This is a genomic window from Lysinibacillus sp. GW823-FHT02G10, assembly GCF_058797135.1.
Map to the genome: position 1 here is coordinate 1,777,476 of NZ_JBXAJI010000001.1, position 26,903 is coordinate 1,804,378.

Annotated in this window: 23 protein-coding genes; 1 reads left to right on the forward strand and 22 read right to left on the reverse strand. The window is 39.1% G+C overall.

Annotation, left to right across the window (positions count from 1 at the left end; translation table 11 throughout):
* Positions 1-4: 4 nt before the first annotated feature.
* The 10 genes from AC1RFD_RS09265 to AC1RFD_RS09310 form a co-directional block, all read right to left on the reverse strand.
* Positions 5-1,015 (reverse strand): aromatic acid exporter family protein, encoded by a 1,011-nt coding sequence (locus AC1RFD_RS09265; RefSeq protein WP_081010952.1) that lies wholly within the window; start codon positions 1,013-1,015, stop codon positions 5-7.
* A gap of 152 nt (positions 1,016-1,167) precedes the next feature.
* Positions 1,168-1,608, reverse strand: a complete 441-nt coding sequence (locus AC1RFD_RS09270) for a BrxA/BrxB family bacilliredoxin (RefSeq protein WP_004231203.1) — start codon at positions 1,606-1,608, stop codon at positions 1,168-1,170.
* A 161-nt stretch (positions 1,609-1,769) separates the two neighbouring features.
* Positions 1,770-2,867, reverse strand: a complete 1,098-nt coding sequence (meaB, locus tag AC1RFD_RS09275; RefSeq protein ID WP_048392309.1) for a methylmalonyl Co-A mutase-associated GTPase MeaB — start codon at positions 2,865-2,867, stop codon at positions 1,770-1,772.
* Positions 2,867-5,020, reverse strand: a complete 2,154-nt coding sequence (gene scpA, locus AC1RFD_RS09280; protein WP_004231201.1) for a methylmalonyl-CoA mutase — start codon at positions 5,018-5,020, stop codon at positions 2,867-2,869. Before scpA ends, meaB begins: the two co-directional genes overlap by 1 nt.
* Entirely contained in the window at positions 5,017-6,720 is a 1,704-nt protein-coding gene (locus AC1RFD_RS09285) for a methylmalonyl-CoA mutase family protein (RefSeq protein ID WP_054549172.1), read from the reverse strand. The genes scpA and AC1RFD_RS09285 overlap by 4 nt, the downstream gene beginning before the upstream one ends.
* 121 nt (positions 6,721-6,841) lie before the next feature.
* The gene (locus AC1RFD_RS09290; RefSeq protein WP_054549171.1) at positions 6,842-8,185 is read right to left on the reverse strand and encodes a dihydrolipoamide acetyltransferase family protein; all 1,344 of its coding nucleotides are present in this window, start codon (positions 8,183-8,185) and stop codon (positions 6,842-6,844) included.
* 170 nt (positions 8,186-8,355) lie between these two features.
* Entirely contained in the window at positions 8,356-9,339 is a 984-nt protein-coding gene (locus AC1RFD_RS09295; RefSeq protein ID WP_016993882.1) for an alpha-ketoacid dehydrogenase subunit beta, read from the reverse strand.
* Positions 9,339-10,355, reverse strand: coding sequence for a thiamine pyrophosphate-dependent dehydrogenase E1 component subunit alpha (locus AC1RFD_RS09300; RefSeq protein WP_048392305.1), 1,017 nt, complete (start codon positions 10,353-10,355; stop codon positions 9,339-9,341). The genes AC1RFD_RS09295 and AC1RFD_RS09300 overlap by 1 nt, the downstream gene beginning before the upstream one ends.
* 86 nt (positions 10,356-10,441) lie before the next feature.
* Positions 10,442-11,869 (reverse strand): dihydrolipoyl dehydrogenase, encoded by a 1,428-nt coding sequence (gene lpdA, locus AC1RFD_RS09305; RefSeq protein ID WP_054549169.1) that lies wholly within the window; start codon positions 11,867-11,869, stop codon positions 10,442-10,444.
* Between the two features lie 177 nt (positions 11,870-12,046).
* A complete protein-coding gene (locus AC1RFD_RS09310; RefSeq protein ID WP_048392303.1) occupies positions 12,047-13,141 on the reverse strand; it encodes a Leu/Phe/Val dehydrogenase in 1,095 nt (364 codons plus the stop codon).
* Positions 13,142-13,528: 387 nt separating this feature from the next.
* Here AC1RFD_RS09310 and AC1RFD_RS09315 point away from each other — a divergent pair, with 387 nt between their 5' ends.
* Positions 13,529-13,765: a DUF2627 domain-containing protein gene (locus AC1RFD_RS09315; RefSeq protein ID WP_004231186.1), complete on the forward strand. Its 237-nt coding sequence runs from the start codon at positions 13,529-13,531 to the stop codon at positions 13,763-13,765.
* Between the two features lie 47 nt (positions 13,766-13,812).
* Here AC1RFD_RS09315 and AC1RFD_RS09320 read toward each other — a convergent pair whose 3' ends face one another.
* The 12 genes from AC1RFD_RS09320 to xseA all read right to left on the reverse strand — a co-directional run bounded on the left by AC1RFD_RS09320 (position 13,813) and on the right by xseA (position 26,744).
* Positions 13,813-14,541 carry a glycerophosphodiester phosphodiesterase gene (locus AC1RFD_RS09320; RefSeq protein ID WP_054549168.1) on the reverse strand — a complete coding sequence of 243 codons (729 nt, stop codon included), beginning with the start codon at positions 14,539-14,541 and terminating at the stop codon, positions 13,813-13,815.
* The gene (locus AC1RFD_RS09325; protein WP_048392301.1) at positions 14,534-16,105 is read right to left on the reverse strand and encodes a flagellar assembly protein A; all 1,572 of its coding nucleotides are present in this window, start codon (positions 16,103-16,105) and stop codon (positions 14,534-14,536) included. Before AC1RFD_RS09325 ends, AC1RFD_RS09320 begins: the two co-directional genes overlap by 8 nt.
* A 278-nt stretch (positions 16,106-16,383) precedes the next feature.
* Positions 16,384-16,563 (reverse strand): hypothetical protein, encoded by a 180-nt coding sequence (locus tag AC1RFD_RS09330; RefSeq protein WP_081010951.1) that lies wholly within the window; start codon positions 16,561-16,563, stop codon positions 16,384-16,386.
* A gap of 303 nt (positions 16,564-16,866) precedes the next feature.
* A complete protein-coding gene (gene spo0A, locus AC1RFD_RS09335) occupies positions 16,867-17,658 on the reverse strand; it encodes a sporulation transcription factor Spo0A (RefSeq protein ID WP_016993890.1) in 792 nt (263 codons plus the stop codon).
* A 384-nt stretch (positions 17,659-18,042) separates the two neighbouring features.
* Entirely contained in the window at positions 18,043-18,990 is a 948-nt protein-coding gene (locus AC1RFD_RS09340) for a SpoIVB peptidase S55 domain-containing protein (protein WP_048392300.1), read from the reverse strand.
* Between the two features lie 122 nt (positions 18,991-19,112).
* A complete protein-coding gene (gene recN / locus AC1RFD_RS09345; protein ID WP_054549167.1) occupies positions 19,113-20,804 on the reverse strand; it encodes a DNA repair protein RecN in 1,692 nt (563 codons plus the stop codon).
* A gap of 33 nt (positions 20,805-20,837) precedes the next feature.
* Positions 20,838-21,287 (reverse strand): transcriptional regulator AhrC/ArgR, encoded by a 450-nt coding sequence (gene ahrC, locus AC1RFD_RS09350; protein ID WP_004231170.1) that lies wholly within the window; start codon positions 21,285-21,287, stop codon positions 20,838-20,840.
* A gap of 100 nt (positions 21,288-21,387) precedes the next feature.
* Positions 21,388-22,206, reverse strand: coding sequence for a TlyA family RNA methyltransferase (locus AC1RFD_RS09355; RefSeq protein ID WP_054549166.1), 819 nt, complete (start codon positions 22,204-22,206; stop codon positions 21,388-21,390).
* The gene (gene dxs, locus AC1RFD_RS09360; protein WP_048392297.1) at positions 22,206-24,107 is read right to left on the reverse strand and encodes a 1-deoxy-D-xylulose-5-phosphate synthase; all 1,902 of its coding nucleotides are present in this window, start codon (positions 24,105-24,107) and stop codon (positions 22,206-22,208) included. Before dxs ends, AC1RFD_RS09355 begins: the two co-directional genes overlap by 1 nt.
* A 163-nt stretch (positions 24,108-24,270) precedes the next feature.
* Positions 24,271-25,152, reverse strand: coding sequence for a polyprenyl synthetase family protein (locus AC1RFD_RS09365; RefSeq protein WP_054549165.1), 882 nt, complete (start codon positions 25,150-25,152; stop codon positions 24,271-24,273).
* 3 nt (positions 25,153-25,155) lie between these two features.
* Positions 25,156-25,389, reverse strand: a complete 234-nt coding sequence (gene xseB / locus AC1RFD_RS09370) for an exodeoxyribonuclease VII small subunit (RefSeq protein ID WP_008179899.1) — start codon at positions 25,387-25,389, stop codon at positions 25,156-25,158.
* Positions 25,386-26,744, reverse strand: coding sequence for an exodeoxyribonuclease VII large subunit (xseA, locus tag AC1RFD_RS09375; RefSeq protein ID WP_054549164.1), 1,359 nt, complete (start codon positions 26,742-26,744; stop codon positions 25,386-25,388). The genes xseB and xseA overlap by 4 nt, the downstream gene beginning before the upstream one ends.
* Positions 26,745-26,903: the final 159 nt, after the last annotated feature.

Sequence of the window (26,903 nt, forward strand, 5' to 3'; positions counted from 1 at the left end):
CACACTACTGTGGGCGCTCTTTTTTAGCCTTTAACCCTTTAAATGACTGCTTTATTTCTAAATACCTGTCCATTTCCTCTATAAACTGATAGAGGGCTGCCTGAGCGATAAATTGCTCGTGGCTTTGTGGTAAAGGAAGCTGAGAAAAATCGCGCTTAACATGTTCGAGCTTTTCGCGATACTGACTAGCCGTATTCCCCGAATGAACATGCTCACCTAGGTCTTGTAAAAAATCTGCCACAATTTCAGCCTCTTGTACTATAACAGGTAATGTTGTCACTTTGGGTAGCACTCTTTCGATAATTTCTAGCTGCTGCTCTCGCATATCGAAATATACATAGTAATCATTTTTACGTCTTGTAAAATGGTTTTGAACATCTTTAAACGCTAATGATTTTGCCTCTTCTAGTGCTTTGATTGCATCGATAATTTCTTGGCCGTTCCACAACGTATCTCCTTGCCGTAAATAGCTGGCAATTTCTAAAAAAATCTTACTATATAGCTCCTCTATTTTGACTCTGTAGTAATTTAATTCCTTTTGAATGTCTGGCATATACATATTAATGGCAATCCCTGTTCCATAACCGATAGCCATCAACGCTAATTCATTATAAACAAGTGTTAATGAATAACCTTCAGCAGCGTAAATATGCATAATAATCACGACACTGGAGATAAATCCATCCGCAACCTTTAAAGATACAATAGTAGGAATAAAGAGTATAAGCATGCCTGCTAGTGTAAGTGGATGATAAGCAAATAACTCAAAGCTTACAAAGGCAAAAAGCATTGCTACAATACTTGCAACCAATCGTGTATAGGCTGCATAAATGGATTTCTTTTTTGTTGGCTGCACACATAATATGGTTAGAATACCAGCAGATGCATATGAGGCTAAATCAAAATACTGTGCAATGGCAATAGCGATGGCCGCACCAATTGCTGTTTTTAAAGTTCGATAGCCGATTGAAAACTTCTTCAGGCCGACTGCCTCCCATCCTTTAGTACTCTTCACTCATTCAGCTAATTATTTAGCCAATATTACAAAAATTTTAATAATAATGAAACTACCTATACATGAGGATCAGTAGGAAGCCTACATAGATAGCATGATCTATGAGGCTTTTCTACTTGATTGAAAATGATTTTTCTTATGCAAGAATAGACTTAAAGTTCGTCACAATATTCTTCAAAGTTTGCTTGTAAATTTGTCACAACTGACATTGGGTCATGCCCTTCAATTTCATAGCGTCCCACTTCTGCGACAACTTGTCCGTCTTTTAATAAAACGAATGATGGTGATGAAGGTAGATGATCTTCTCCAAAATGGTAACGCGCTGCTGCAGTTGCTTCTTTATCTTGCCCTGCAAACACTGTTACTAAATGGTCTGGACGTTTATCATAATGAACGCATTGTGCTGCTGCTGGACGAGCGATACCACCCGCACAACCACACACTGAGTTCACCATTACTAATGTTGTACCTGGACGAGCAAACGCCTCTTCTACAGCTTCGGGTGTTGTTAATTGTTCATAACCAGCTGCCTCAATTTCAGCACGTGCTGTTTTTAAAATTTCCTGCATAAATAAATCGTAATCCATATTCATATAGCGATAGCTCCTTTCAAGTTCGCGCCAATTTAGTTATATTTCAGATAGTAGATTTTTGACGCTTATCCATCTCTTATCATAGCAGTTTGCAAGCAATTTGTGCACCTACTTGCTCAACACATTTCAGTTGAAATTACTACGATTTCAATAAGACTCGTTTACTTGTCTTCCTGCTCCTCGCTAAATAAACGATCCACACCTTGTGTAACTGTCAACTGTCCACTTAAAATTTGACGTTCAAGCTGTTGTACTTGTGCTTTACGTTGCGGGTTTCCATAAAAGAGATCTATTAAATGATCGGTAATCATCGATTGGAACCACTCTTTTGTTTGTTGCTGGCGTCGGGTAGCCCAATAGTGATTTGCTTCTACGATTTGCTTGAATTCCCCAATTGTTTCCCAAACCTTATCAAGTCCTCGATTTTCTAGTGAACTAACAGGCATGGCAGTTGACATCCAACCAGGTGTAGCAGGCTGTAAAAAGTGCAAAATTTGTTTGTACTCTGCAACCGTTTTTTTAGCTAGACGTACATTATCACCATCCGCCTTATGGACGACAATTGCATCTGCTAATTCCATAATGCCTTTTTTCATGCCCTGCAATTCATCCCCCGCTCCTGTTAAAACAAGAAGCAGGAAGAAGTCAACCATGCCACGGACATAGGTTTCACTTTGTCCAACACCAACTGTTTCAATTAAAATCACATCATAGCCTGCTGCCTCACAAACTAACATGGTTTCTCGTGTCTTTTTGTGAACACCCCCTAGGGTACCTGCCGATGGCGATGGACGCACAAATGCACTAGGCTTCTTAACGAGCTCTTCCATACGCGTTTTATCGCCAAGTATACTTCCTCCCGATAGAGAAGAACTTGGATCAATGGCAAGAACAGCAACTCGTTTCCCCATATCACAAAGCATAGTACCGAAAGCCTCTATGAATGAGCTTTTTCCTGCCCCAGGCACACCTGTTATGCCAATTCGGATACTATTGCCTGTATGTGGAAGAAGCTCCTGCAATAGTTCTTGTGCCTGCACTTTATGGGTAGCGTTTGAACTTTCAATGAGGGTAATGGCTTTTGATAAATGTGTGCGAGAGCCCGCACGTACTTGTTGTGCAAGCTCTCCTACATTTAGAGTGTCTGCCTTTTTCTTTCGGAACTTTTTGGGTGTACCATATTGCATCCCGTCGTGAGTCGCCTCTACTCCGTCCATGACAAATAGCGCACTTTCTTCCATTCCTTTATTTTTGTCCATTATTCAGACACTTCCTCATAGCCTAAACGTTTGTAGATTTCTTCAATAATTTTTTGTGCGGATACAGGAATCACTGTACCTGGTCCGAAAATGGCTACTGCACCAGCATTATAAAGGAAATCATAATCTTGTGCTGGTATAACACCACCCACAATAATGATAATATCTTCACGACCTAGTTTTTCAAGCTCAGCTATCAATTCAGGCACTAATGTTTTATGTCCTGCTGCTAGTGAAGACACACCAATAACATGAACATCATTTTCAACAGCCATTTGAGCAGCCTCAGCAGGCGTCATAAATAATGGAGAAATATCTACGTCAAAGCCTAAATCTGCATAACCAGTTGCGACAACCTTTGCACCACGGTCATGTCCATCTTGTCCCATTTTAGCAACTAAAATACGCGGACGACGACCTTCATTTTCAAGGAATTCTTCTGTCATTTGTTTCACTTCCGCAATTTGCTCCTCATCAGAGAAGTTTGCAGAGTAAACACCAGAGATCGAACGAATGACCGCTTTATGACGACCAGAAACTGCTTCAATCGCATCAGATATTTCACCTAAAGAAGCACGAGCGCGCGCTGCATCCACTGCTACCGCTAGCAGGTTTTCTTCTCCATCTTGAGCCGCCTTCGTTAAGCGAGCTAAATGTTTTTGAACTTCCGCTTCATCACGAGCTGCCTTCATCGCTTCTAAACGTTCAATTTGTTTTTGACGAACAATGGTATTATCGATATCTAAAATATCGATTGGCTCTTCTTTTGCTAAGCGATACTTATTCACGCCAACAATCGTTTCTGTTTTAGAATCAATTTTCGCTTGACGTTTTGCTGCAGCTTCCTCAACCTTCATTTTTGGAAGTCCCGTTTCAATCGCTTTAGCCATACCACCAAGCGCTTCAATTTCTTCGATTAACGCCCAAGCAGATTTCGTAATTTCTTCTGTTAATTTCTCTACGTAGTACGAACCACCCCAAGGATCAATGACTTTTGTCATCGCTGTTTCCTCTTGTAAAAATAACTGTGTATTACGCGCGATACGTGCTGAGAAATCTGTTGGAAGTGCAATCGCTTCATCTAATGCATTTGTATGAAGGGATTGCGTATGTCCCATCGAAGAAGCATTTGCTTCGATTAAAGTACGTGCAACATTGTTAAATGGATCTTGCTCAGTTAATGACCAGCCAGATGTTTGGGAGTGCGTACGTAATGCTAATGTCTTTGGATTTTTCGGGTTAAACGTAGACATCATTTGTGCCCAAATACGACGTGCTGCACGCATTTTAGCAACTTCCATGTAATAGTTCATACCAATTGCCCAGAAGAACGATAGGCGAGGTGCAAATGCATCAATATCAATGCCTGCTTTTAATCCTGTTCGTACATACTCCAAGCCATCTGCTAATGTATAGGCAAGCTCAATGTCATTTGTTGCGCCTGCTTCTTGAATATGGTAACCCGAAATTGAAATAGAGTTAAATTTTGGCATATACTTCGCTGTATATTCAAAAATATCTGCAATGATTTTCATTGACATAGCTGGTGGGTAAATATATGTATTACGCACCATGTATTCTTTTAAAATATCATTTTGAATGGTACCTGCTAATTGATCTGGCGTTACCCCTTGTTCTTCTGCTGCTACAATATAGAATGCAAGGACGGGTAATACGGCACCATTCATTGTCATTGAAACAGACATTTGGTCTAACGGGATTTGATCGAAAAGGATTTTCATATCCTCAACTGAGTCAATCGCAACCCCAGCTTTTCCTACGTCCCCTGTTACACGTGGATGATCAGAGTCATAGCCTCGGTGTGTTGCTAAATCAAACGCGACAGAAAGACCTTTTTGTCCCATGGCCAAATTTCGTTTGTAAAAGGCATTGGATTCTTCAGCAGTTGAGAAACCAGCGTATTGCCGAACCGTCCATGGACGTGCTACATACATAGTAGGGTATGGTCCACGTGTGTTGGGTGCAATCCCTGCCACATCATTTAGATGTTTAGCCTCTTTAATATCTTCTTTTGTGTAAATATCTTTAATTTCAATCCCCTCATTTGTCATGAACTTATCTTCAGACGCTTGAGGTGCTTCAGCTGTTAAAACCTTTTCTATTTCTACTGCATTAAAATTTGGCTTGCTCATCGTTGGACCTCCTTCATGCTCGCAAACACGGACTGTAATTTTTCAATGATGTTTTGTCCTGCGAAAATAAAGCCGTTTAAGCTATTTGCTAACCATGCTTCTTCTTCGTCTTTAAATTTGCCCGCTACATCTACAAGCACATTCGCTGGTTTTTCAGCTAAAATGGCTGATACAAATGCTTTTGTATCATCATCATTGCCTGCAATCACTACATACTTAGCCTCTGTCGCCTTCAGCCAAGCTACTGCCTCTTCTACAGTTGTCACTGGCTCACTTTTTTCTGGTACAAGACCCACTGTGTTTAAGAAGCCCGCTACAAAATCTGCGCGTGGTTTAGAGCTTTTTAATGATCCTAATGCTAAAATACCTGTTTTTACATCTGCTGCTGTCATGTCTGCACGTAAGTCCTCAAATGGAGCAGCGATACGCTTAATATCAGCAAATAATGGATTTGTATCCTGTTCAAGAATATCAGCTGGATTAGCATAAATATTCGTTCCAATTAATGATTGCTTACGTGTTTGGGCAGCTTTGATGCGTTTTTGATAGGATGCTTCCACTTCTTCTGCAAGCTTGCCAGAGGCTGTATATTCATCGATACCACCAGCTGCCTGGATGTCTAAAAATAGTGCCCATGCTTCTTTCACAAAATCTGCTGTTAACGACTCGATAAAGTAAGAGCCCCCTGCTGGATCTTTTACTTTTAAGACATTTGTTTCTTCTCTTAAAATTAATGACACATTACGAGCGATACGAATGGATTGATCCGTAGGCTTTGTTAACACGTCATGTGGATGAACCGTAAAGAGATCAGCACCACCGATTAAACCAGAAAGCGCTTCATTTGAAGAGCGTAATAAATTTACATACACATCTAATTTAGAAAAGCTTCTTAATGATGTTTCAGCAACAGTAGGGATTTTGATATGATCTGTTGCGCCATAAGCGGATGAGAACGCTTTCCAAAGTACTTTAAAAGCACGTAGCTTTGCAATCTCCGTAAAGAATTGTGTATCAATGGCAAAAGATACAAAGAATTTCTTCGAGAACGCTTCAAAGCTTTTTTCTTGTTCTGCAAATTTGGCTGCTAATGCAAGTGCATAGGCTAATTCTTGTACAGCGTTAGCACCTTCATTATGATAAACTATTGTGTCTGCACTGACTGAGCGCACGTTCGGAAATGCAGTCAAAGTGATAGGGTCTTTTGAAATAATGTAACCTTTAATGGCTTCTTGTTGATCTACTGGAATGTTGTCGAATACTGCTAATAATGGGTCTTTTGAATTTTCAATAGTAATTTTAAACGAATATTCTGAGAAATATGATGCTAATTTGACCAATACTTCTTCTGTCCAAGCAAAGCTCACTCGGCTATCAATCGTAATAACTTCATTGCCTCGAGCTAGACTATCCTCAAGCTGTGCAAAAAAAGCTTCGCTTGAATCAGCGTGAATTTGTTGTGCCACCTGAAATACTTGATCATTTTGTAGGGAACGGATTGTGGCAACTTGTAAATCAAGCTCTTCTCCAAGCTTAGCTACTAAACTTTCTTGCGTGTAAAGCGGCTGTAGTGTAACACCTTCATTTGTTTTTGTGAATAGTGACTCAAATGGTTTCCCTTTTAAAGCTTTGATTGCTGCATCTTGCCAGTCTGAATAGGCTGGTATTTCAAATTCAATATTTTTCATGTTGTTTGACATGCGGACGCTTAATCAGCTTCCCCCCTTAGTAGTTTCTATTTGTTATTCTACATGACAAATTGCGACTCGAAAAGCATAAAAAAAATCGGAAACCCTTATACAGCAGGTTTCCGACAAGTCATCAGTAGACTGACGTTGAAGATTTATTTGTATTTTCGAGTATTTCTTTTACTCTATTTAGGAATTTACCACAGACAAGTCCATCAAGCACACGATGATCTAATGATAAACATAAATTCACAATATCACGTGCAGCAAACATTCCACCTGGTAAAACAACAGGTTTTTTTACAATACTTTCCACTTGTAGAATCGCTGCTTGTGGGTAATTGATGATGCCCATTGATTGAACAGAGCCAAATGCACCTGTATTATTCACTGTAAATGTACCACCAGTAATGTCATCCATTGCTAATTTTCCTGTACGAACTTTGATAGCCAGTTCATTGATTTCTTTCGCAATTCCTTTAATGGATTTTTCATCTGCGTGTTTTATAACAGGTACAAATAAGGCATCATCCGTTGCTACTGCAATCGAAATATTGATGTCATGTTTTTGAATGATTTTATCTTCCGCCCACATCGAATTCAGCATTGGGAATTCTTTTAAAGCTTGAGCAACCGCTTTTACAAAGAAGGCGAAATATGTAAGATTAAAGCCTTCTTTTTGCTTAAATTCATTCTTTAAGCTATCACGATAAGTCACTAAATCTGTTACATCCACTTCCATCATCATCCAAGCATGCGGCGCTTCATGTACACTTTTCACCATATTATTCGCAATGGCACGACGGATCTTCGTCACTGGAATTTCGATATCTCCTGGATGAATAGGTTGTACAGGTGCAGCTGCTTTTTCCACTTGTTGCTGTGATGCAGAAGCTGCTGTAGGTGCTGATGTCGTTTGAACGGTTGGAGCTGCTTGTGCTACATCATTTGCCGTTGGGATATTACCTGTTTCAATTAGCTTTAACAGGTCTTTTCGTGTAATACGACCACCCTCGCCAGTACCTGTTACAAGGTCTAAAGCTATATCATGCTCCTGTGCAAGTCGAAGAACAGCTGGTGAATAACGTACTTTACCCGTACGTGCCTCTTTTGGTGCAGATACTGGAGCTGCTACCTGCTGTGGTGCCTCCTGTTTCTTTTGAACACCTGCATTTAAAATAGCCGTACTTACCGTTGATTTTTTTTCAGGTGGCGGTGCTGGTAATTCACCTTCTCCCGCTATTTCAATCGAGCAAACGACTGCTCCAACTGGTAATGTCTGACCTTCTTGCGCAAGAAGCTCCGTGATAATCCCTTCAAATGATGACGGGATTTCAGCATTTACTTTATCTGTAACAACCTCTGCTAATGGATCATACTTTTTAACTGTATCTCCAGGCTTTACAAGCCATTTTTCAATTGTACCTTCTGTTACACTTTCGCCGAGCTGTGGCATTGTAATATTTTGAACCGACATCTTTTATTCCTCCCATCAATTAAGCCTAGGCGTCATTGTACCTGATGCAGCGCTAAAAACATTAAAGGTAGACAGGCATTTAGACAGATTTTGACTTTCATATGTGCAAAGTCAAAATCTGTTGTTCCGTCTGAGGCTTTTATTTTTTCATTCAGCCTTGTTCTAATCTATTAGAACGCAGCAAGTTCTCGCATAGCACGTTCCACTTTATCAGGATTAATCATAAAATATTTCTCCATCGTTGGTGCATATGGCATGGCTGGCACATCAGGTCCCGCTAGACGTTGAATTGGTGCATCAAGCTCAAATAAACAATGTTCTGCAATAATTGCAGCAACCTCACTCATGATACTACCTTCTTTATTATCCTCTGTGACAAGCAATACTTTACCTGTCTTACTTGCAGCCTCAATAATCGCTTCTTTATCCAGAGGGTAAACTGTACGCAAGTCAAGGATATGAGCGGAAATACCATCCGCAGCTAGGCGTTCTGCCGCTTGTAAAGCAAAGTGGACTGCTAAACCATAGGTAATGACTGTCACGTCATCTCCTTCACGTTTTACATCTGCTTTACCAATTGGCAATGTGTAATCATCTAGTGGTACTTCCCCTTTAATTAAACGATAGGCACGTTTATGTTCGAAAAATAATACTGGATCTTCATCACGAATAGCAGCTTTCAATAAGCCTTTTGCATCATACGGTGTTGATGGAATGACAATTTTCAAACCAGGTGTACCAGCAAAAAGTGCTTCAACAGATTGTGAATGATAAAGTGCCCCGTGAATACCTCCGCCAAAAGGTGCGCGGATGACCATTGGACAAGTCCAGTCATTATTAGAACGGTAACGAATTTTGGCTGCCTCTGAGACGATTTGATTGACAGCTGGCATAATAAAATCAGCAAATTGCATTTCAGCAATCGGACGCATACCGTACATCGCAGCACCAATACCCACACCAGCTATTGCACTTTCTGCAAGCGGTGTATCAAGCACGCGGTATTCACCAAATTGATCGTATAGCCCAGTAGTGGCTTTGAATACACCACCTTTACGACCAACGTCCTCTCCTAAAATGAAAACTCGTTCGTCACGTTCCATCTCTTCTTTCATTGCTAATGTAATCGCATCAATATAAGACATTACTGCCATTACATGTCACCTCCGTCCACTGGTGCATAAACATATTTAAGTGCATGCTCTGGTTGTGCATATGGAGCCGCTTCAGCATAATCAGTTGCTTCATTTACTTCTGCCATAACACGCTCTTCGATTTCAGTACGTATCGCGTCAGTCATCACGCCAGTATCCATTAAATACTTTTCAAATAATACAATCGGATCCTTTGCTTTGCCTTCTGCAATATCTTCAGCCGTACGGTATTGACGGTCATCATCATCTGAAGAATGGGCTGTTAAACGATAAGTTACTGTTTCGATTAAGCTTGGACCTTCCCCATTACGTGCACGATCTGCAGCCTCTTTCACCACTTTATACACTTGTAACGGATTTTTCCCATCCACTGTCACTCCTGGCATTCCATAGCCAATCCCACGATCAGATACTTTTGCACAGCCTAGCTGACGCTCTACTGGCACAGAAATCGCATATTGATTGTTTTCTACCATAATAATGACTGGTAGCTTATGCACACCTGCAAAGTTCGCTCCTTCATGGAAGTCTCCTTGGTTGGATGAACCTTCACCAAGCGTAACGAAAGAAACAAAATCTTCATTTTGTAGACGTCCTGCAAGTGCAACGCCCACTGCGTGTGGAACTTGAGTCGTAACAGGAGATGAACCTGTTAAAATACGATTTTTCTTTTGACCAAAGTGGCCTGGCATTTGACGACCCCCAGAGTTTGGATCTTCTGCTTTAGCAAACGCAGATAGCATCAGTTCTCTTGGTGTCATACCAAAATGTAAAACAACACCCATATCACGATAATAAGGTGCAATATAATCCTTACTTTTATCCAGTGCAAAGGCTGCTCCAACCTGTGCCGCCTCTTGACCTTGACAGGAAATTACAAACGGAATTTTACCAGAACGGTTTAACAACCACATACGCTCATCCAGTCTTCTGGCCATTAACATTGTTTCGAACATAGCAAGTACATCTTCATTTGACAAACCTAAATCTTCATGTTTGATTTGAACATCTTGCATACGAACACCCCTTTCGTATTATAGAGAAATAACTATCTTATCCTATATCCCCACATTTGGATATGTTAGTTATGAAATTCAGAAAATTAAAAATGGATAGCGCGATCATCCACTGCTAGAGCAGATTCCACTAACACCTCATTTAAGGATGGATGTGGATGAATTGCCTGACTAATTTCCCATGGTGTTGCATCTAACACTTTTGCTAAGGATGCTTCACCAATTAAATCTGTTACATGAGGCCCTACCATATGAATACCCAAAATATCATCTGTTTCTTCATCAGCAATAATTTTGACAAAGCCTTCTGTCTCTCCATTTACTAATGCTTTACCAATGGCCTTAAACGGGAATTTACCAATCTTTAATGAAAATCCTTGTTCTTTAGCAGCACTTTCTGTTAATCCAATGCTAGCAACTTCTGGATAGGAATAAACACATTTCGGTACTTTTAGTGCATCCAATGTCTCGGTTTTCCCTGTTGCTATATGCTCAATAGCTGAAAGCCCTTCATGAGAAGCAACATGCGCTAATTGTAAGCCACCAATCACATCTCCTATGGCATACATATGAGACTCTTTCGTTTGATAGGAACCATTCACTTTAATAAAGCCATTTTCCACTTCAATCTCTGTATTTTCTAGACCAATACCTTGCGTATTCGCCTCACGTCCTACACAAAGTAATAGTTTATCAGCCTCAAAAACTTCTTCTTTTTCATTCACTTGCGCAGAAATGAAAACGTTATCATTTTCAATTTTGAATGTATTTGTATCTAAGCGAGCATTCGTAACAATACGAACGCCTCGTTTCTCAAGTTGTTTCGTCACTTCTTTAACGATGTCCGCATCTTCAGCTGGTAAAATGGATGGACCATATTCTACTACTGTTACATATACACCAAAATCGCATAGCATAGATGCCCACTCAATTCCAATAACACCACCACCAACGATTAGGAGTGACTTTGGTAAACTTTCTAACTGTAATGCGTGGTCTGAATTCAGCACATATTGCCCATCTATCGTTAACCCTGCCATACCACGAGGCTTTGAGCCCGTTGCAATGACAACATTCGTAGGCACAAGCATTTCATTTTCATCGCCATTGGACATTTCTACAGATATTGTACCAGGCATAGGTGAGAAAATAGATGGACCCAAAATTCGCCCTGTACCATGATAAACATCTATTTTGCCTTTTTTCATCAGTGTATTCACACCTTGGCTTAATTGCTCAACGATTGCTTGTTTCCTAGCTTGAACTTTGTCAAATTGTAATGTTACACCTTCAATATCGACACCATATTCGCTAGCTGTTTTATTAGCCATACGATATACTTCGGCACTTCGGAGTAACGCTTTACTTGGAATACAGCCTTTATGCAAGCATGTACCTCCTAAACGCTCACGCTCTACAATGGCTGTTTTTAAGCCTAGCTGAGCAGCTCGGATGGCTGCAACATATCCACCTGTACCTCCACCTAAAATGACAACATCATAATTTTGAGCCATGTTTATTCCCCCTATTGAGAAAAGTGCTAAAGGATTCTATTAAACAATAACCAAGTGATTTTTTTAACAGTCAGTGCTTTAGAAAAACTTTAGCTTTACTTCATTAAAGCCCTAATTTCTTGTTGAAAATAGAAGAAGTCGACAATGCGACTTCTCTTCATGTATCAACTGTCTAAATTAGCGACCATGTAAAATATTTTTTTCATTTTTTAAAAATTGGCTGCGCGATTTTGCTACGCGAGCGATACGTTCCTCAGCTAAGCGGTTCGCTGCCACATATGTTGGAATGCCATCTCGTTTTGAAATAGCAAAGATTTTTTCAATACTATCATAAATGCCATCAACGCGTTTCATTGCACGTTCACGATTATAGCCATATAATTCATCCGCAACGTTAATAACGCCACCAGCATTGATTACATAATCTGGTGCATAGACGATACCTAATTCATGTAGGTAGTCTCCATGACGTGAATCTTTTAATTGGTTATTTGCAGATCCAGCAATCACTTTCGCTTTTAATTGCGGAATTGTTTCATCATTTAAAATTGCCCCTAATGCACAAGGTGAGAAGATATCTACTTCTTGCGCATAGATTTCATCTGGTGCCACTGCAATCGCGTCGAAGTCATTAACAACTCGATCAATAGCTGCCTGATTGATATCTGTTACAACAAGTTTTGCCCCTTCATTATGTAAATACTCGCAAAGCTTGTAGGCTACATTTCCTAGACCCTGTACAGAAACTTTTAATCCTTCTAGTGAGTCTGAACCGAATGCTTCTTTTGCAGCTGCCTTCATACCACGGTAAACACCATAAGCTGTTACTGGAGATGGGTTACCTGAAGAACCGAATGCAGGAGAAATTCCTGTTACATAATTTGTTTCTTCATGGATTAAATCCATATCTGATACCGTTGTACCTACATCTTCAGCTGTAATATAGCGGCCATTTAATCCTTGAATGAAACGACCTAACGCACGGAACATCTCTTCGTTTTTATCTTTAAATGGGTCACCAATAATGACCGTTTTTCCACCGCCAAGGTTTAAACCAGCTGCAGCATTTTTGTAAGTCATTCCTCGTGCTAAACGTAATGCATCTTCAATTGCATTTTCTTCCGACGCATACGTCCACATACGTGCTCCACCTAGTGCTGGTCCAAGTGTTGTATCATGGATAGCGATAACCGCTTTTAACCCTGATGCTTCATCTTGGCAAAATACCAATTGTTCGTAATCATACTTTTCCATATACTTGAAGATTTCCATGAAACTCGCCCCTTTGCTTTGGAAAGTGCATCCCCAAATGCCCATCCAATCAAGTTTTATCTAACAATCTAATCTTCATAGCGTCCTCACTCAGCAAATTCTGAGCTCCTATTCGGTAGTAGGTGTTTAGACCCTAATACTTAAAGAAGAAATTGTTTAGTAATGGATAATATTGCTCCACTTATTTTTACAATACTGACAAATTCACAATTTCGCAACTATTATTACATATTCTTATTTAAGTAAGAATTTTCTAAACATTCAGTTACAATTGCTACTTTCTGTCCTGTCACGTTTTTAGCTAAAAATATTATATTGGTTTATACCCTTCCTTGACATTCCCCCATCCACAGGTAAAATTAATCATAGGAATAAGGAGGGGTATACATGGCCCGTTTAGCTGCATTTATTGTAATGCTTATTCCAGGTCTTATGGCTGCAGGTGGCATTAAATTTATGCGTGATACATTATTTGGTAAGCTTATTTCACCATTCCCATTTTTATGGCTGCAATTTGTAGTTGGTGTCATTTTCTTCGTCATAGGCTTTGGTTTTTTCGCTGGATTTTTACTGCATCGCGATCGAAAAAACGGAAAAGTAGCACCACGCTTCCAAAAAAAATAAAAAAAGCTATCCAAATAAGTCATGCAAGACTTACTGGATAGCTCTTTTTATATCCGCTGCTGAGATGTGATAACTTTATCAGGATAATCCGTAATCCAACCAATAACAGAAGGGTGCGGATTAGTTAAAAATGGTTCCGTGCCATCAATAGCATAAAAACGACATGCTTTTTCACTTGTAACACAGGCCTCCAAATATCTTGGTTTGTAGTACCTTTTATGCATATGCACACTATCAGCCGCTTTATAATCAGCTAGAAGATCCCATTTTATTTTTTTCGTAGCAATAAGGGCCGTTTCAAATTCAGGTCTATGCTTTTTTACGATCTCTAAAAGCTCATAGTGAAAGGATGAAAAATGACTACCTTTTGGCAGAGCCAAGCCTCCAAGAAAATGAATTAGCCCACTCTTATTGTCCAATATCGTTGATTTTAATTCAATATTCAACGGCATCTGCTGTATATTTGCCCATGCTAAAACTGCCTCAAACGCTGGCATTTTATAGGACGAAAATAGACGTCTCCAAGGCTTGCCAAGTTTAAAGCGCAGAAGCTCCTCCATCGTACAATCGCTCACCAATTTATTGGTGCCTACTAACCTCGATAATTGTGGATCATGATACACTACAGGTAATCCATCTTTTGAGAATTGAATATCTAGTTCAATCCCATCAGCACCTAGCTCTAATGCCTTTTCAAAAGCTTGAAAGGTATTCTCTAATGCATAAGCAGAAGCACCTCGATGTGCAAAAACAGGGATAAAAGCTGCCTTAGACATTTAACTCACCAAATTCTAGTAGGAATTTACCATTCGTCATTTTGCTTAATAAAGATGATTTTCTACCAATTTGAATATAAGTTCCAGGGTGCGCCTCTTTTGTCACAATAATCTCTTCTTTCCCTACATGACGCATTTCATCCATTAATAGTTTTATTTCACGATCTAATGTAATCGCTTCAGCCTTTAATTTAGTTAAGGCTTGTTTTGTTACCTCAAATGACGCTGATTGTTCTTTGGACATTTGATTGAGAAAAGGTAATAAATTTTTCATGCTATTCTCGTGTGCTGAAATCTCTGTTTGCAATTGTTTTAGCTGTGCTGCTTTTTCCTGCATCACGGTGTTATTTTCCTGCTTATTAATACTTTCTATTATTAAATCTGTTCGACGCTCTAATCGGTTTCCTGAAATGGCCGTAACAATCGTATTTTTAGCTACTGCACGTCCCCCAATAATTTTACCTTTTCGTTCATCCACATATATTGAATGAGCAGAAAGTTGTGAACCTAGTGCGTAAAAACCAATATGAATACTATTAGCTGCAAATAAATTTGCTTCATTTACATGTTTAACAAATATATTGCCACCTGCTTCTACCACTGTTGAACCAAGACCAAAGATGCCCCCACGAATATATACATCACCCTCAATGGATTTAATAAGCTTGGCACCGCTTACACCCTCAGCCCCTTCAATGGAAATATCGCCAGTCGCAATAACTGTATAGCCATTTGTTACTGTACCTTTAATACTAAGTGAACCATTAAATTCAAGGTTACCTGTTTCTACTCCTACATCACCATTTATAGGAAGGTGCCTGTTTACACCAATCATGCCTTTGACATCATCTAAAACGCCAGCAATTTTCGAGCGAATGACGATTTTTCCGTCTTCTTCCACTTCATAGGCAGATTTTGTATCATATTTGATAGGATAATCTCGTCCAGGTACAGCAGCAACTTCTTGACCTAGCACATTTTTCCCTGGTTTACCTAATGTAGCAGGAATCTTTTCACCTAGCCAAGAGCCTTCTGAAATTTCCGAAATAAAATTCATATCATAGTAATCCGCTTTACCGTCTTCACGAATGACTGGCTTTCTCTCGGGTTTAGGTAAGTATGTAATTTGTGCATCTATTCCTGCTATAGGTTGCTCACCTTGAGCAATTAAGAATGCTTTTCCTGGTTCAGCCTTCAATATATCAAAATCTAATATGCCATGTATAATTCCATTTTCATTGAGTGTTTCTCGGATTTGTTGTGTTAATTTTTCTTTATTATTTTGAATATAATCATGCGTTTCATATATAAAAACAGAGGCTGACATCTTATCACGTGCCACTTCTGCTTCAATGTTCGGAAGCCAGCGTCCAATTTCAACAGGATTGGTATTCTGGGTTGATAACACATTTTTTAAAATTGAAAAATTAGATAATTTCAGTCGTGGATGACTACGTAGGATGCTATCAAATTCTTTTAATGGGAAACCTGCGCTAAAAGTAAGCATAAATACCTTGCCATTTTCCTCAGAAATTTCGAAGTTTTCATTTCGAACTAGAATCAAGCTACCTCCTCCTTCCCTCTATATGTAAGTATATACAATCCACTTACATTTGTTTAGAGACCATTGTCACTACCAAGAAAGAAAATAGTACCACTTAATCATTAAAATATAAGACAATATTTTATTACTTCTAAAAAATTATAGATATTTAGTACTAATAATTTGTTTGTTTTTGAGTTTTTTTATTAAAATTACCGATAAATTCAAAGTAATTCCATCAGCCTATTTTGAATATATCATCTTCCAAGTACAGGTATCCACGGGTGCTTCCCACTAAACTATAGGTCTAAATAGGTCTTTTTAACTAACGGTGTATTGATATTCCTTTCAATTCGGAAAGTAGAACCTAGTTGTATCAATTGCTGTCGATTCATATATTGCATACTTATTTTACCATCGAATGCTAAACGCACCTCAAATAGCTCTTCTGTTATCTGTGTGATTTCGAGCGAATTCATTCCCTCTAATTGAAAATTTATACTTTTTATTGTAATCACCTACTATAAGTTTGTAGAAAGGTCTCAAATGATTTTACTCTTCATCTTTAGAATATGACGTTAAATCCACTATACATGTATATATCGCGTATTTTTAGCTGATTTGACGTTCTTTTAACGATTTCAATGTTAAAGGTCAGCCACAGAAATTTCCACAGTATTTGTTCAAGTAACAAAAAAAGCGCCCCTTTAAACTATAGATTTAAAAAGGCGCTATACTATGCGAAGTATAATTGCTGTATATGTTAATGATATATATCGGTACTAGCTAGCCATCATATCAATACGAATTTTGTCTGCGATCATGGCGATGAATTCGCTATTTGTTGGTTTGGATTTCAAGTGATGGACTGTATAGCCAAACATTGACGAAATGGATTCATAATTGCCACGATTCCAGGCTACCTCTATGGCGTGACGAATCGCACGTTCCACGCGGGATGGTGTCGTATTAAATTTTTTAGCGATTTCTGGATATAAAATTTTTGTCACAGATCCTAATAATTCAATATCCTCAAAGACCATTTGAATGGCTTCACGCAAATAGGAGTAGCCCTTAATATGTGCAGGGACACCGATTTCTTTGATGATGGCTGTAATCGTACTGTCTAATTGATGCTGATTTAATTTTTGAGGTACTGTCGGTTGTAATACGCTTGTCTTTTTCGGAAGTGTCGCCTTCTGTCCAGCACAATGTAAAATCTTTTGTACCAATTGGTCGAATTCAAAGGGCTTTAGCATGAAATAAGAAGCTCCTAAATCCACCGCCTGTTTCATGACATCCTCTTGGCCAAAAGCCGTTAGCATAATGACTTGAATTGATGACATTTTCTCATTTTGATACATGGACTCTAATACAGCTAAACCGTCAAGATGAGGCATTATTATATCTAGAAGTAAAATATCTGGTGTAAATTCCTCAAGCATTTGTAGACATACTTTTCCATTTGAAGCAGTTGCAATAATTTCTATTTCGGCATGTCCTTGAAAATACTGCTCCATTGTTTTTAATAACTCACGATTATCATCTGCAATCGCTACTTTTACCTTTGTCATTTCAATTCCTCCTTCTGGACTTGCTTTGAACACCTCAAAGCGATAACCTAAACCCCTAAATGCCGTTTTTGGCACACTGTGGAATTTTCGACATTTTTGTTTTAAAAACCTTTTCTATTTCCAAAAATGAGTATGTAGTCCGATACTTTCTTTTAATATCGACAAGTTACGCTAAATGACGCGACTTGTCGAATGCTCTTATAACTTATTTTAGATAAATTTAGTAGATAAAACTACAGTTTTTTTAAATATCATGCCTTCTTCAGGAAATTACCGGAAATACATGTTGGATTCGATGAAATAAAGGTAAAAAATCCGTGTAGTTTCCCGCGGCTTTTGTCCTGCCTAGGGAAAATTAAACGGATTTTTACCTTTCATACCTTTTTATGAAGACCTTCTTAACATTTCCGCTACTGTTAGCGCTGCACCTTTTTTCGGCTCCTCCACAAACATATGTGTCACAGCACCGACAAAACGACCGTCTTGGATAATAGGACTGCCACTCATTCCCTGCAAAATGCCACCTGTTTTTTCAATGAGCTTCTCGTCAGATACTATAAATTCAAGGCGTTCATTTTCCACTTTGGTAATTTCTATTGAAAAGGTTTCCACCTTACTGCCTTCAATGGCTGTATAGATTTCAGCTTTCCCCGTTTTTATATCTTTTTCATGCATAATTTCTATCGCTTTGGGTAATCTTTGTTGATAACCGTCTTCCCAGCGGCCAAAAATACCATAAATAGTATTTTTATCTATACTGCCTAGACGTTCTTGATGCTTTTCAATGGAGGAAATTTTATAGCCAGGTTGGCCTGGTGTGCTTTTTCGGATTTGCTGAATAGAAGCTAAAAAAATGGAGCCAGCTCTAAAAACAGGGGCTTCTTGTAGGGTTGAATCGACAATTTGATGACCTAGTGCACCGTAATTTTTTGTCTCTGGATCAATATAAGTCAGTGTTCCTACTCCATCTGTTTCATCTTTTAAAAAGGAAATGACATGCTCTGCTTCTTGGTTTTGTAATTCCAATGTAATTTGTTGGCCTTCACTATTGATCGTCCATGTCTGTTGGCCATCTTTTGCCACAGCCTGCTTGGCATCAGCAAGAGATTTTACTGGTATATCATTTATTTTTTCAATAACAGCGCCTCCTTTCATCCACTGATTGGAAGCTAACAGTACATCGTGTGCGACAAATACATGGGACAATTGAAGTTGAATTCCAATTGCTTCGCCCATTGGTATAAGCTTTTTGGCGGCTAAAGCTTGTATAGGCAACACTAATAAAAAGATGAGCATAGGCAAAATGACTAATTGACGCCAATGACGATTCATACGACACCTCCTTTTCATTTTTGTCTTTTTACTATGTGTTGTTGTGACGTTCTTATAAGCGGTAAATATTTGCGCAAAATGAAAAAAGCCAGAAACAGCTGAAACTGTTTCTGGAATAATGGTTAACGCATTTGTTTTTTTCGTTCATCTGCCATTTTTAAAAGCTCAGTGGCATGCTGTAGTGTCAACGCTGTAATTTCCGTTCCAGACATCATACGGCTAACTTCCTCTATACGAGCATCTTGATCAATCTCTGATAAGGAAGTAAACGTTCGATCATGCTCGACTTCTTTTTTAATGAAGTAATGATGATCAGCCATCGCTGCAACTTGAGGTAAATGTGAAATACATAAAACTTGAGAATTAACAGAAATCGCGGCAATTTTCTCTGCAATCGCCTGCGCAACACGACCACTGACACCTGTATCCACCTCATCAAAGATAATGGAAGTAATTCCATTGGAAGAAGAGAAAATGGTTTTCAACGCTAGCATCATTCGTGATAATTCTCCACCTGATGCAATTTTCGGTAAAGACTTTGGTGGTTCCCCAACGTTTGTGGAAATGTAGAAGATAATTTGATCTTTCCCATTGGCATCGAAATAGGGTAATTCATCGAAATTGACAATAAATTTTGCTTTTTCCATATGTAATTCACGTAGCTCTGCCATAATTGCTTCACTCAATTGTTGAGCTGCAGCTTTACGTACAGTTGAAAGTTCACTAGCCAGCTCATTGAGTACAGCTTCCATCTCTAATACACGTCGTTCTTTCACCTGCAAAATCTCATCACGATTCAACAGCTCATTTAACTCGTTTTTAATTTTTTCATAATAAGCCAAAATCTCTTCCACTGTCGTTCCATATTTGCGTTTTAAAGTTTGCAACAACGCTAAACGCTGCTCAACCTCGTTTAAACGTGCAGGGTCAAATTCCAATTCATCTAACACATTTTTGACCTGATAGGCTGCATCCTGTAATGCATAAAACGCAGTTGTCACTGCCTCAGATGATTCTTTGAATTGCTCATCAACCGTTGCAGCATCTTCTAAAGCACCCATTGCTGTTCCGATCCAATCAAGCCCTTTCGTTTCGCCCTGAATGGCTTCATAGGCTGCACTAGAACGTTCAAAAATTTTATTAAAATTCATCAGACGACGGCGTTCGTCTAGAAGCTCGTCTTCCTCACCTAACTTTAAATTAGCTTCGTCCAACTCTTTAATTTGAAATTGATACAAATCGATACGTTGTGCCATCAACTGCTCATCAATGGATATAGAAGCTAAGTCTTTTTTGAGCAAACGGTATTCATCATATTGGGCGCGATAGTTTTTTTGAATCGGCGACAGCTCTTCTTCTGCAAACTGATCAAGCAAATTGATGTGCTGCTTTTCATCCATTAGCTCTTGATTTTCATGTTGGCCATGAATATCTATGAGACTTGCCCCAATGTCTCTTAGTACCGACAAAGGCACGAGCTTACCATTCACTCGGCAAATACTTTTACCGGTATCATTCAAATCACGACGTAAAATAATTGTATCTTCTTCTATTTCAATGCCTGCTTCTTCTAACTTTTTCAGAACAGGATGAACTGAACTCGAAATTTGAAATAAGCCACCCAATTCTGCTTTTCTTGCGCCATGACGAATAAATTCAGTGTTGCCTCGTCCTCCTGCAAGTAAATGCACCGCATCAATGATAATAGATTTTCCGGCACCTGTTTCCCCTGTGAGAACTGTTAAGCCTTCTAAAAAGCTGACAGTCAAATCCTCAATGATGGCAAAGTTTCGAATACTAAGCTCTCTTAACACAAATTGTCACCTCTAAATCAAATTAACCATTTTTTATAGCATGTCTAATAAACGATTTTTTGTATTTTCACGCTCATTTTCATTTCGACAAATAATTAAAATGGTATCATCTCCAGAAATTGTACCTAAAATTTCCGGCCAATCTAAATGGTCAAGTAGGGAAGCAATGGCATTCGCATTCCCAGGAAGAGCTTTCATGACTAAAAAATGTGATGCCCCATCAATACTTACAAAAGCATCCGCTAATGCACGATGTAATTTTTGGACTGGATTGAAACGTTGATCTGCGGGTAGGCTATATTTATAACGCCCATCCTGTAATGGTACTTTTACTAAATGAAGCTCTTTAATATCTCGTGATACTGTAGCTTGTGTCACATTATAGCCTGCTTCTTTTAAAAAATCGACTAAATCATCTTGTGTTTCAATTTCATGATTGGCGATAATATCCCGAATCCGTATATGTCGTTGTCCCTTATTCAACGAAATCACCTCTTATAAATAATTGTATATGTGTATAATCACACTACCATTTTCAACAAAAAAGCACAAGAAAAAACACGGCTCTATAAGCGAGCACGTGTTATTTTAATGAATTATGCGCTTCTTCAACGAGTGCATTAAAAGCTGTATATGCAGGTAGCACTTCTTGTCCAATAGGATTCACTAAATGGAATAAAAATTCAATATTTCCTTCTCCACCTGTGATTGGAGAGTATGAAGCATCTTTTACTACAAAACCAACCTCAGTTGCCATTGCAGCCGTTTTTTCCAAAACTTCTAAATGTACTTTTTTATCACGAACAATTCCTTTTTTACCTACTTTATCTTTCCCAGCTTCAAACTGAGGTTTCACCAATGCCATAACATCCCCGCCTGGCAGCAATAATGTTTTTAATACTGGTAAAATCAGTGATAACGAAATAAAGCTAACATCGATTGTTGCAAAATCAGGTAAACCTTCTGATAAATCAGCTGCCGTGGTGTAACGAAAATTCGTTTTCTCCATTACTGTCACTCGTTCATCAGAGCGAATTTTCCATGCTAATTGGTTCGAGCCAACATCTAGTGCATAGCAATGTCTTGCACCATGTTGTAAGGCACAATCTGTAAAGCCACCTGTAGAGGAGCCAATGTCAAGCATTAGCTTCCCTTCTACAGACATATCAAAAATTTGTAGCGCCTTTTCTAATTTAAGGCCTCCACGACTCACATATTTTAAATCTGAGCCCTTTACTTGTAGCGGTGCATCGACGGCAATTTTCTCGCCTGCCTTATCAATTCGTATTTCATTTGAAAAGACAAGGCCTGCCATAATGGACCGTTTTGCTTTTTCTCTTGTTTCACATAGTCCACGCTCTACAAGTAAAATATCTACACGTTCTTTTGGTTGTTTTGTCATTATTTATTCAAACCCACTTGCTGTTTTTGTTGAAGTAATACATGCATACGTGCAACCGTATCTTCTGCTGTCATATGAATTTCTGCGAGTAGCTGATCTACGTTACCATGCTCAATATATTGATCTGGGATGCCCATTCGATCAACTAGCGCATTTAAATAGCCGTGGTCATGAGCAAACTCTAATACACCACTACCAAATCCACCTTGTAGAACTGCTTCTTCAATTGTTAAAATCGGTTTTTGACTAGATAATATACGGTGTAGCATATCCTCATCCATCGGTTTGATAAAGCGTGCATTGACCACTTCAATATCGATTCCTTGTTGCGCAAGCATTTCAGCAGCAGCCATTGCCATTGGAATCGTTGTTCCAAATGTCAAAATAGATGCATCTTTCCCCTCACGTAAAACTTCCCAGCTACCAATTGGTAAAGCTATAAGCTCATCATCTAATGGCACACCAATTCCATTACCACGTGGATAACGAAGTGCAATTGGACCACCATCATAATCAATTGCTGTTTTTACCATATGTTGCCCTTCATTCTCATCCTTTGGCATCATAATTGTCATGTTTGGAATATGACGAAGGAAAGCAATATCAAATACACCTTGATGTGTTTCCCCATCTGCTCCCACTAAACCAGCCCGATCAATACCAATAAAGACATTTAAATTCGGACGAGCAATATCATGCAATACTTGGTCATATGCACGTTGCAGGAACGTAGAATAAATCGCTAAAAATGGCTTCATCTTTTGCGTAGCTAATCCTGCAGCCATCGTTGCCGCATGCTGCTCCGCAATCCCTACATCAAAGAAACGATTTGGGAAGTCCTTTTGAATACCTTGTAGCTTTGAACCTACAGGCATGGCAGGTGTAATCGTTACCACTCGCTCATTTTCATGAGCAATTTTACGAACCGTCTCAGCAATTAAACTACTCCAAGCTGGTCCAGTAGTCTCAGACTTCACAAAGGCACCATTTTCAATTTTATAAGGACCTGTTCCATGCCAATTTCCGATTGTATCATCCTCGGCTGGTTTATAGCCCTTTCCTTTTTTCGTAATAACATGAACAAGGACTGGCCCTTTTACTTTTTTCGCATGTGATAATGTCATTTCAAGCGCTTCAAAATCATGTCCATCAATTGGACCAAGATATTTAAAACCTAGTTCCTCAAAAAACACACCAGATACTACTAAATATTTTAAGCTATCCTTTACGCGTTCAACAGTAGAGGCAAGCTTTCCACCTAATACTGGAATCTTATTAATAAGTGATTCCAGCTCTTCCTTGGCTTTTGAATACTCCTTGGCTGTACGTAGACGACCTAAAACATTGTGTAATGCGCCAACATTTGGTGCAATCGACATTTCATTATCATTGAGGATGACAATCATATTTGTTTTTGCATGGCCAATATGATTTAATGCCTCAAGTGCCATACCACCTGTTAAAGCCCCATCACCAATAATAGGGATAACAAAGTTGTTTTCTTTTTTTATATCACGTGCTGCTGCCATACCCATGGCTGCTGATAAAGATGTCGAGCTATGACCTGTTTCCCACTCATCATGTTCACTCTCCACGCGCTTCGGAAATCCACAAAGCCCTTTGAACTGACGTAGTGTGTCAAATTGACTCGCACGACCTGTTAAAATTTTATGCACGTAAGCTTGGTGGCCAACATCCCACAAAAACTTATCTTTAGGACTGTCAAACATTTTATGCAGCATCATCGTTAACTCAACTACGCCTAAATTCGGCCCGATATGCCCACCTGTGACAGAACATTTTTCGATTAAGAAGGTACGAATTTCTTGGGCAAGCTGCTCAAGCTCCTTCTTATTTAAGTTTTTTAAAAAGGATGGACTAGTTATTTTATTTAAATCCACCTTTCTCACACACCTTTTCAATAAAATATTCACCGCAATTGTGTTTCCACCATTATAGCAGTGTTATCAATATGCTAAAAGTACGAGCACTTCATTGTTTACATATTGCAAACGTTCCCACCTATTCTAGCATATTCTTTTCCTTCAACGCCTTGATTTTCTCTTAGTTTTTACGATGAACTATATAAGCAGCAAAGTCACGTAATAGGCTGACATCTATTGGTAATTGATCGAGTGCGTTAATGGCATGTTGATAATGCTCAGCAAGCTTTTCTTTTGCTCCCTCTAGGGTTAAGAGTGCTGGATAAGTGCTTTTATCACTAGCGACATCTTTTCCAGCTGTTTTTCCTAGTTCTTCAGTCGTTCCCTCAATATCTAAAATATCGTCTTGAATTTGGAAAGCTAAACCAATATGGTGCGCATATTCTTTCAATGTAGCACGGTCTTGTGCTGATACATCTGCAAGTACGGCTCCCGCTTCAATACTAAAACGCAATAAAGCACCTGTTTTATTGACATGGACTTGTTCCAATTCAGCTAAATTAAGCTGACGTTGCTCCCCTTCCATATCTAGTACTTGACCACCAACCATGCCTTCTGCACCTGCTGCAACGCTTAGCAACTGGACAAGCTCAATACGCTTTTCAGCAGAGATATCCATGCGTGCTAAAATGCCAAATGCCAGTGTGTTTAATGCATCACCAGCAAGCGTAGCCAGCGCTTCTCCATAAACTTTATGATTTGTTGGCTTGCCTCTTCTAAAATCATCATTATCCATGCTTGGTAGATCATCATGGATTAAAGAATATGTGTGAATGATTTCAATAACCGAACCGACAATCAAACCGTCCTGAAGATTTTTACGGTAAAGCTCTAGTACCGCTAACACAAAAAGCGGACGAATTCGTTTACCCCCTGCCTTTAATGAATAAAGCATGGATTCCTTTAAATCTGCTGGTGCATCAATTTGTTCAACAAGTGCAAACATCATCTCTTCAATTTGTGGTGTATTGCTTTCAATAAAGTACTTTAATGGCTCATTCATTTCCTAATTCTCTCCCTTTAGTGGATCAAATGCTGTTGTTTCACCAGTCTCTTGGACAATTGATACAAGCTGCTCCTCAGCATGTTGCAGCTTACTATGGCAAAACTTTGATAGCTCCATTCCTTGCTTGTATAAATCAATCGCATTTTCCAATGGCACATCACCCTGTTCTAACTGGCGAACGATTTCTTCTAGTGCCGTCATGGCTTCTGCAAATGTTTGTTGTTTTTCAGTCACAACAATTCCCCCTCATTCTTTGGCAAGATATTCGTCACGTTAGCCACAACCTTTCCATCATGGAAAGTCAGTGTCAGTTGATCTTGCTTTTGTACCTCAGTGGATGATTTGATCATTTGCTGATCTTTATATGCTACTGTAAATCCTCTTGTTAGAATTGACAGTGGATTTAAAGCTTCTAATGTTCTAACGGTTGACTCAAATTGTTGTTGCTTTTTTGCCACATAATACGTTGTAGCACGTGATAATTGTTGAACGCGCGCTTCAAGCTCTCTCTGATGAAAAGCAAGTGCCTTTTTGGGTGAATGTTGCTCCACCGTACTATGTAATTGTTGAAGTTGGGCAGCTTTTTTCATCAAGCTCACTTGCATTGCTGCCTGTAATCCTGACTCAAGCTGTGCCAATCTTTCTGTAAAAGGTCGATAAAGTCTTTCTGGCATTGACAATGGATAAGACTGCTGGAGCTTATTTAGACGTTGTCGCTCTGCCATAAGTTGCGACCTAACCATTTGATGTAGCTGTGATTTCTGCGTAAGCACGCGTTGGTAGAGATCCGCTTGATCGGGCACAGCCAACTCAGCAGCAGCTGTTGGAGTAGGTGCACGTAAATCGGCTACATAATCGGCGATCGTTGTATCTGTTTCATGGCCAACCGCACTAATAATAGGAATTCGGCTTTCAAAAATAGCTCTTGCCACAATTTCTTCATTAAAAGCCCATAAATCCTCGATGGAGCCTCCTCCTCGCCCGACAATCAACACATCACAGCTTGCCTCTTGATTAGCACGTTGAATATTTTGCACAATATTCGGTGCAGCCTGAGCTCCTTGTACAAGGGTTGGATAAATCAAAATTTCAGCAAGTGGGTAACGCCTCTTTAAGGTTGAACAAATATCCCGTATAGCTGCACCAGTTGTTGACGTGAGCACACCAATTTTTTCAGGAAATTTTGGTATCGGTTGCTTCCACTCAGGTTTAAAAAGACCTTCTTTTTGTAATTGCTCTTTTAATTGATTGAAGGCAACAAATAGGCTACCAATGCCATCCGGTTGCATTTCCTGTACATATAGCTGATAGGTTCCATAGCCTTCGTAAACGTTTACATCCCCTCGGATAAATACTTGCATACCTTCCTTTGGTTCAAACGCTAATTTGGTAGCCGCTGCTTTAAACATCGTCGCAGCTATTCGGGCACCATCATCCTTTAATGTAAAGTAAATATGGCCGGATTGATGAATTTTCACATTTGATAATTCACCTTTTACATACACTTCACGCAAATGTGGATCTGCATCGAATTTTCGTTTAATATATTTTGTTAACGCTTTTACTGTTAAATAAGAAGCAGAGGACATGTTTTCGGCTCCTTTACTAAAATCAAGTTTTTCACAAAACTACACCTATCATAACATTTTTTGCAGTCGTTGACGTGCCAAAATGCAGTTTCGATAGAAAAAATGACTGTCTTTCTTCTATCGAAAAACAACTATAACACATTCCTACACGTTCTCACT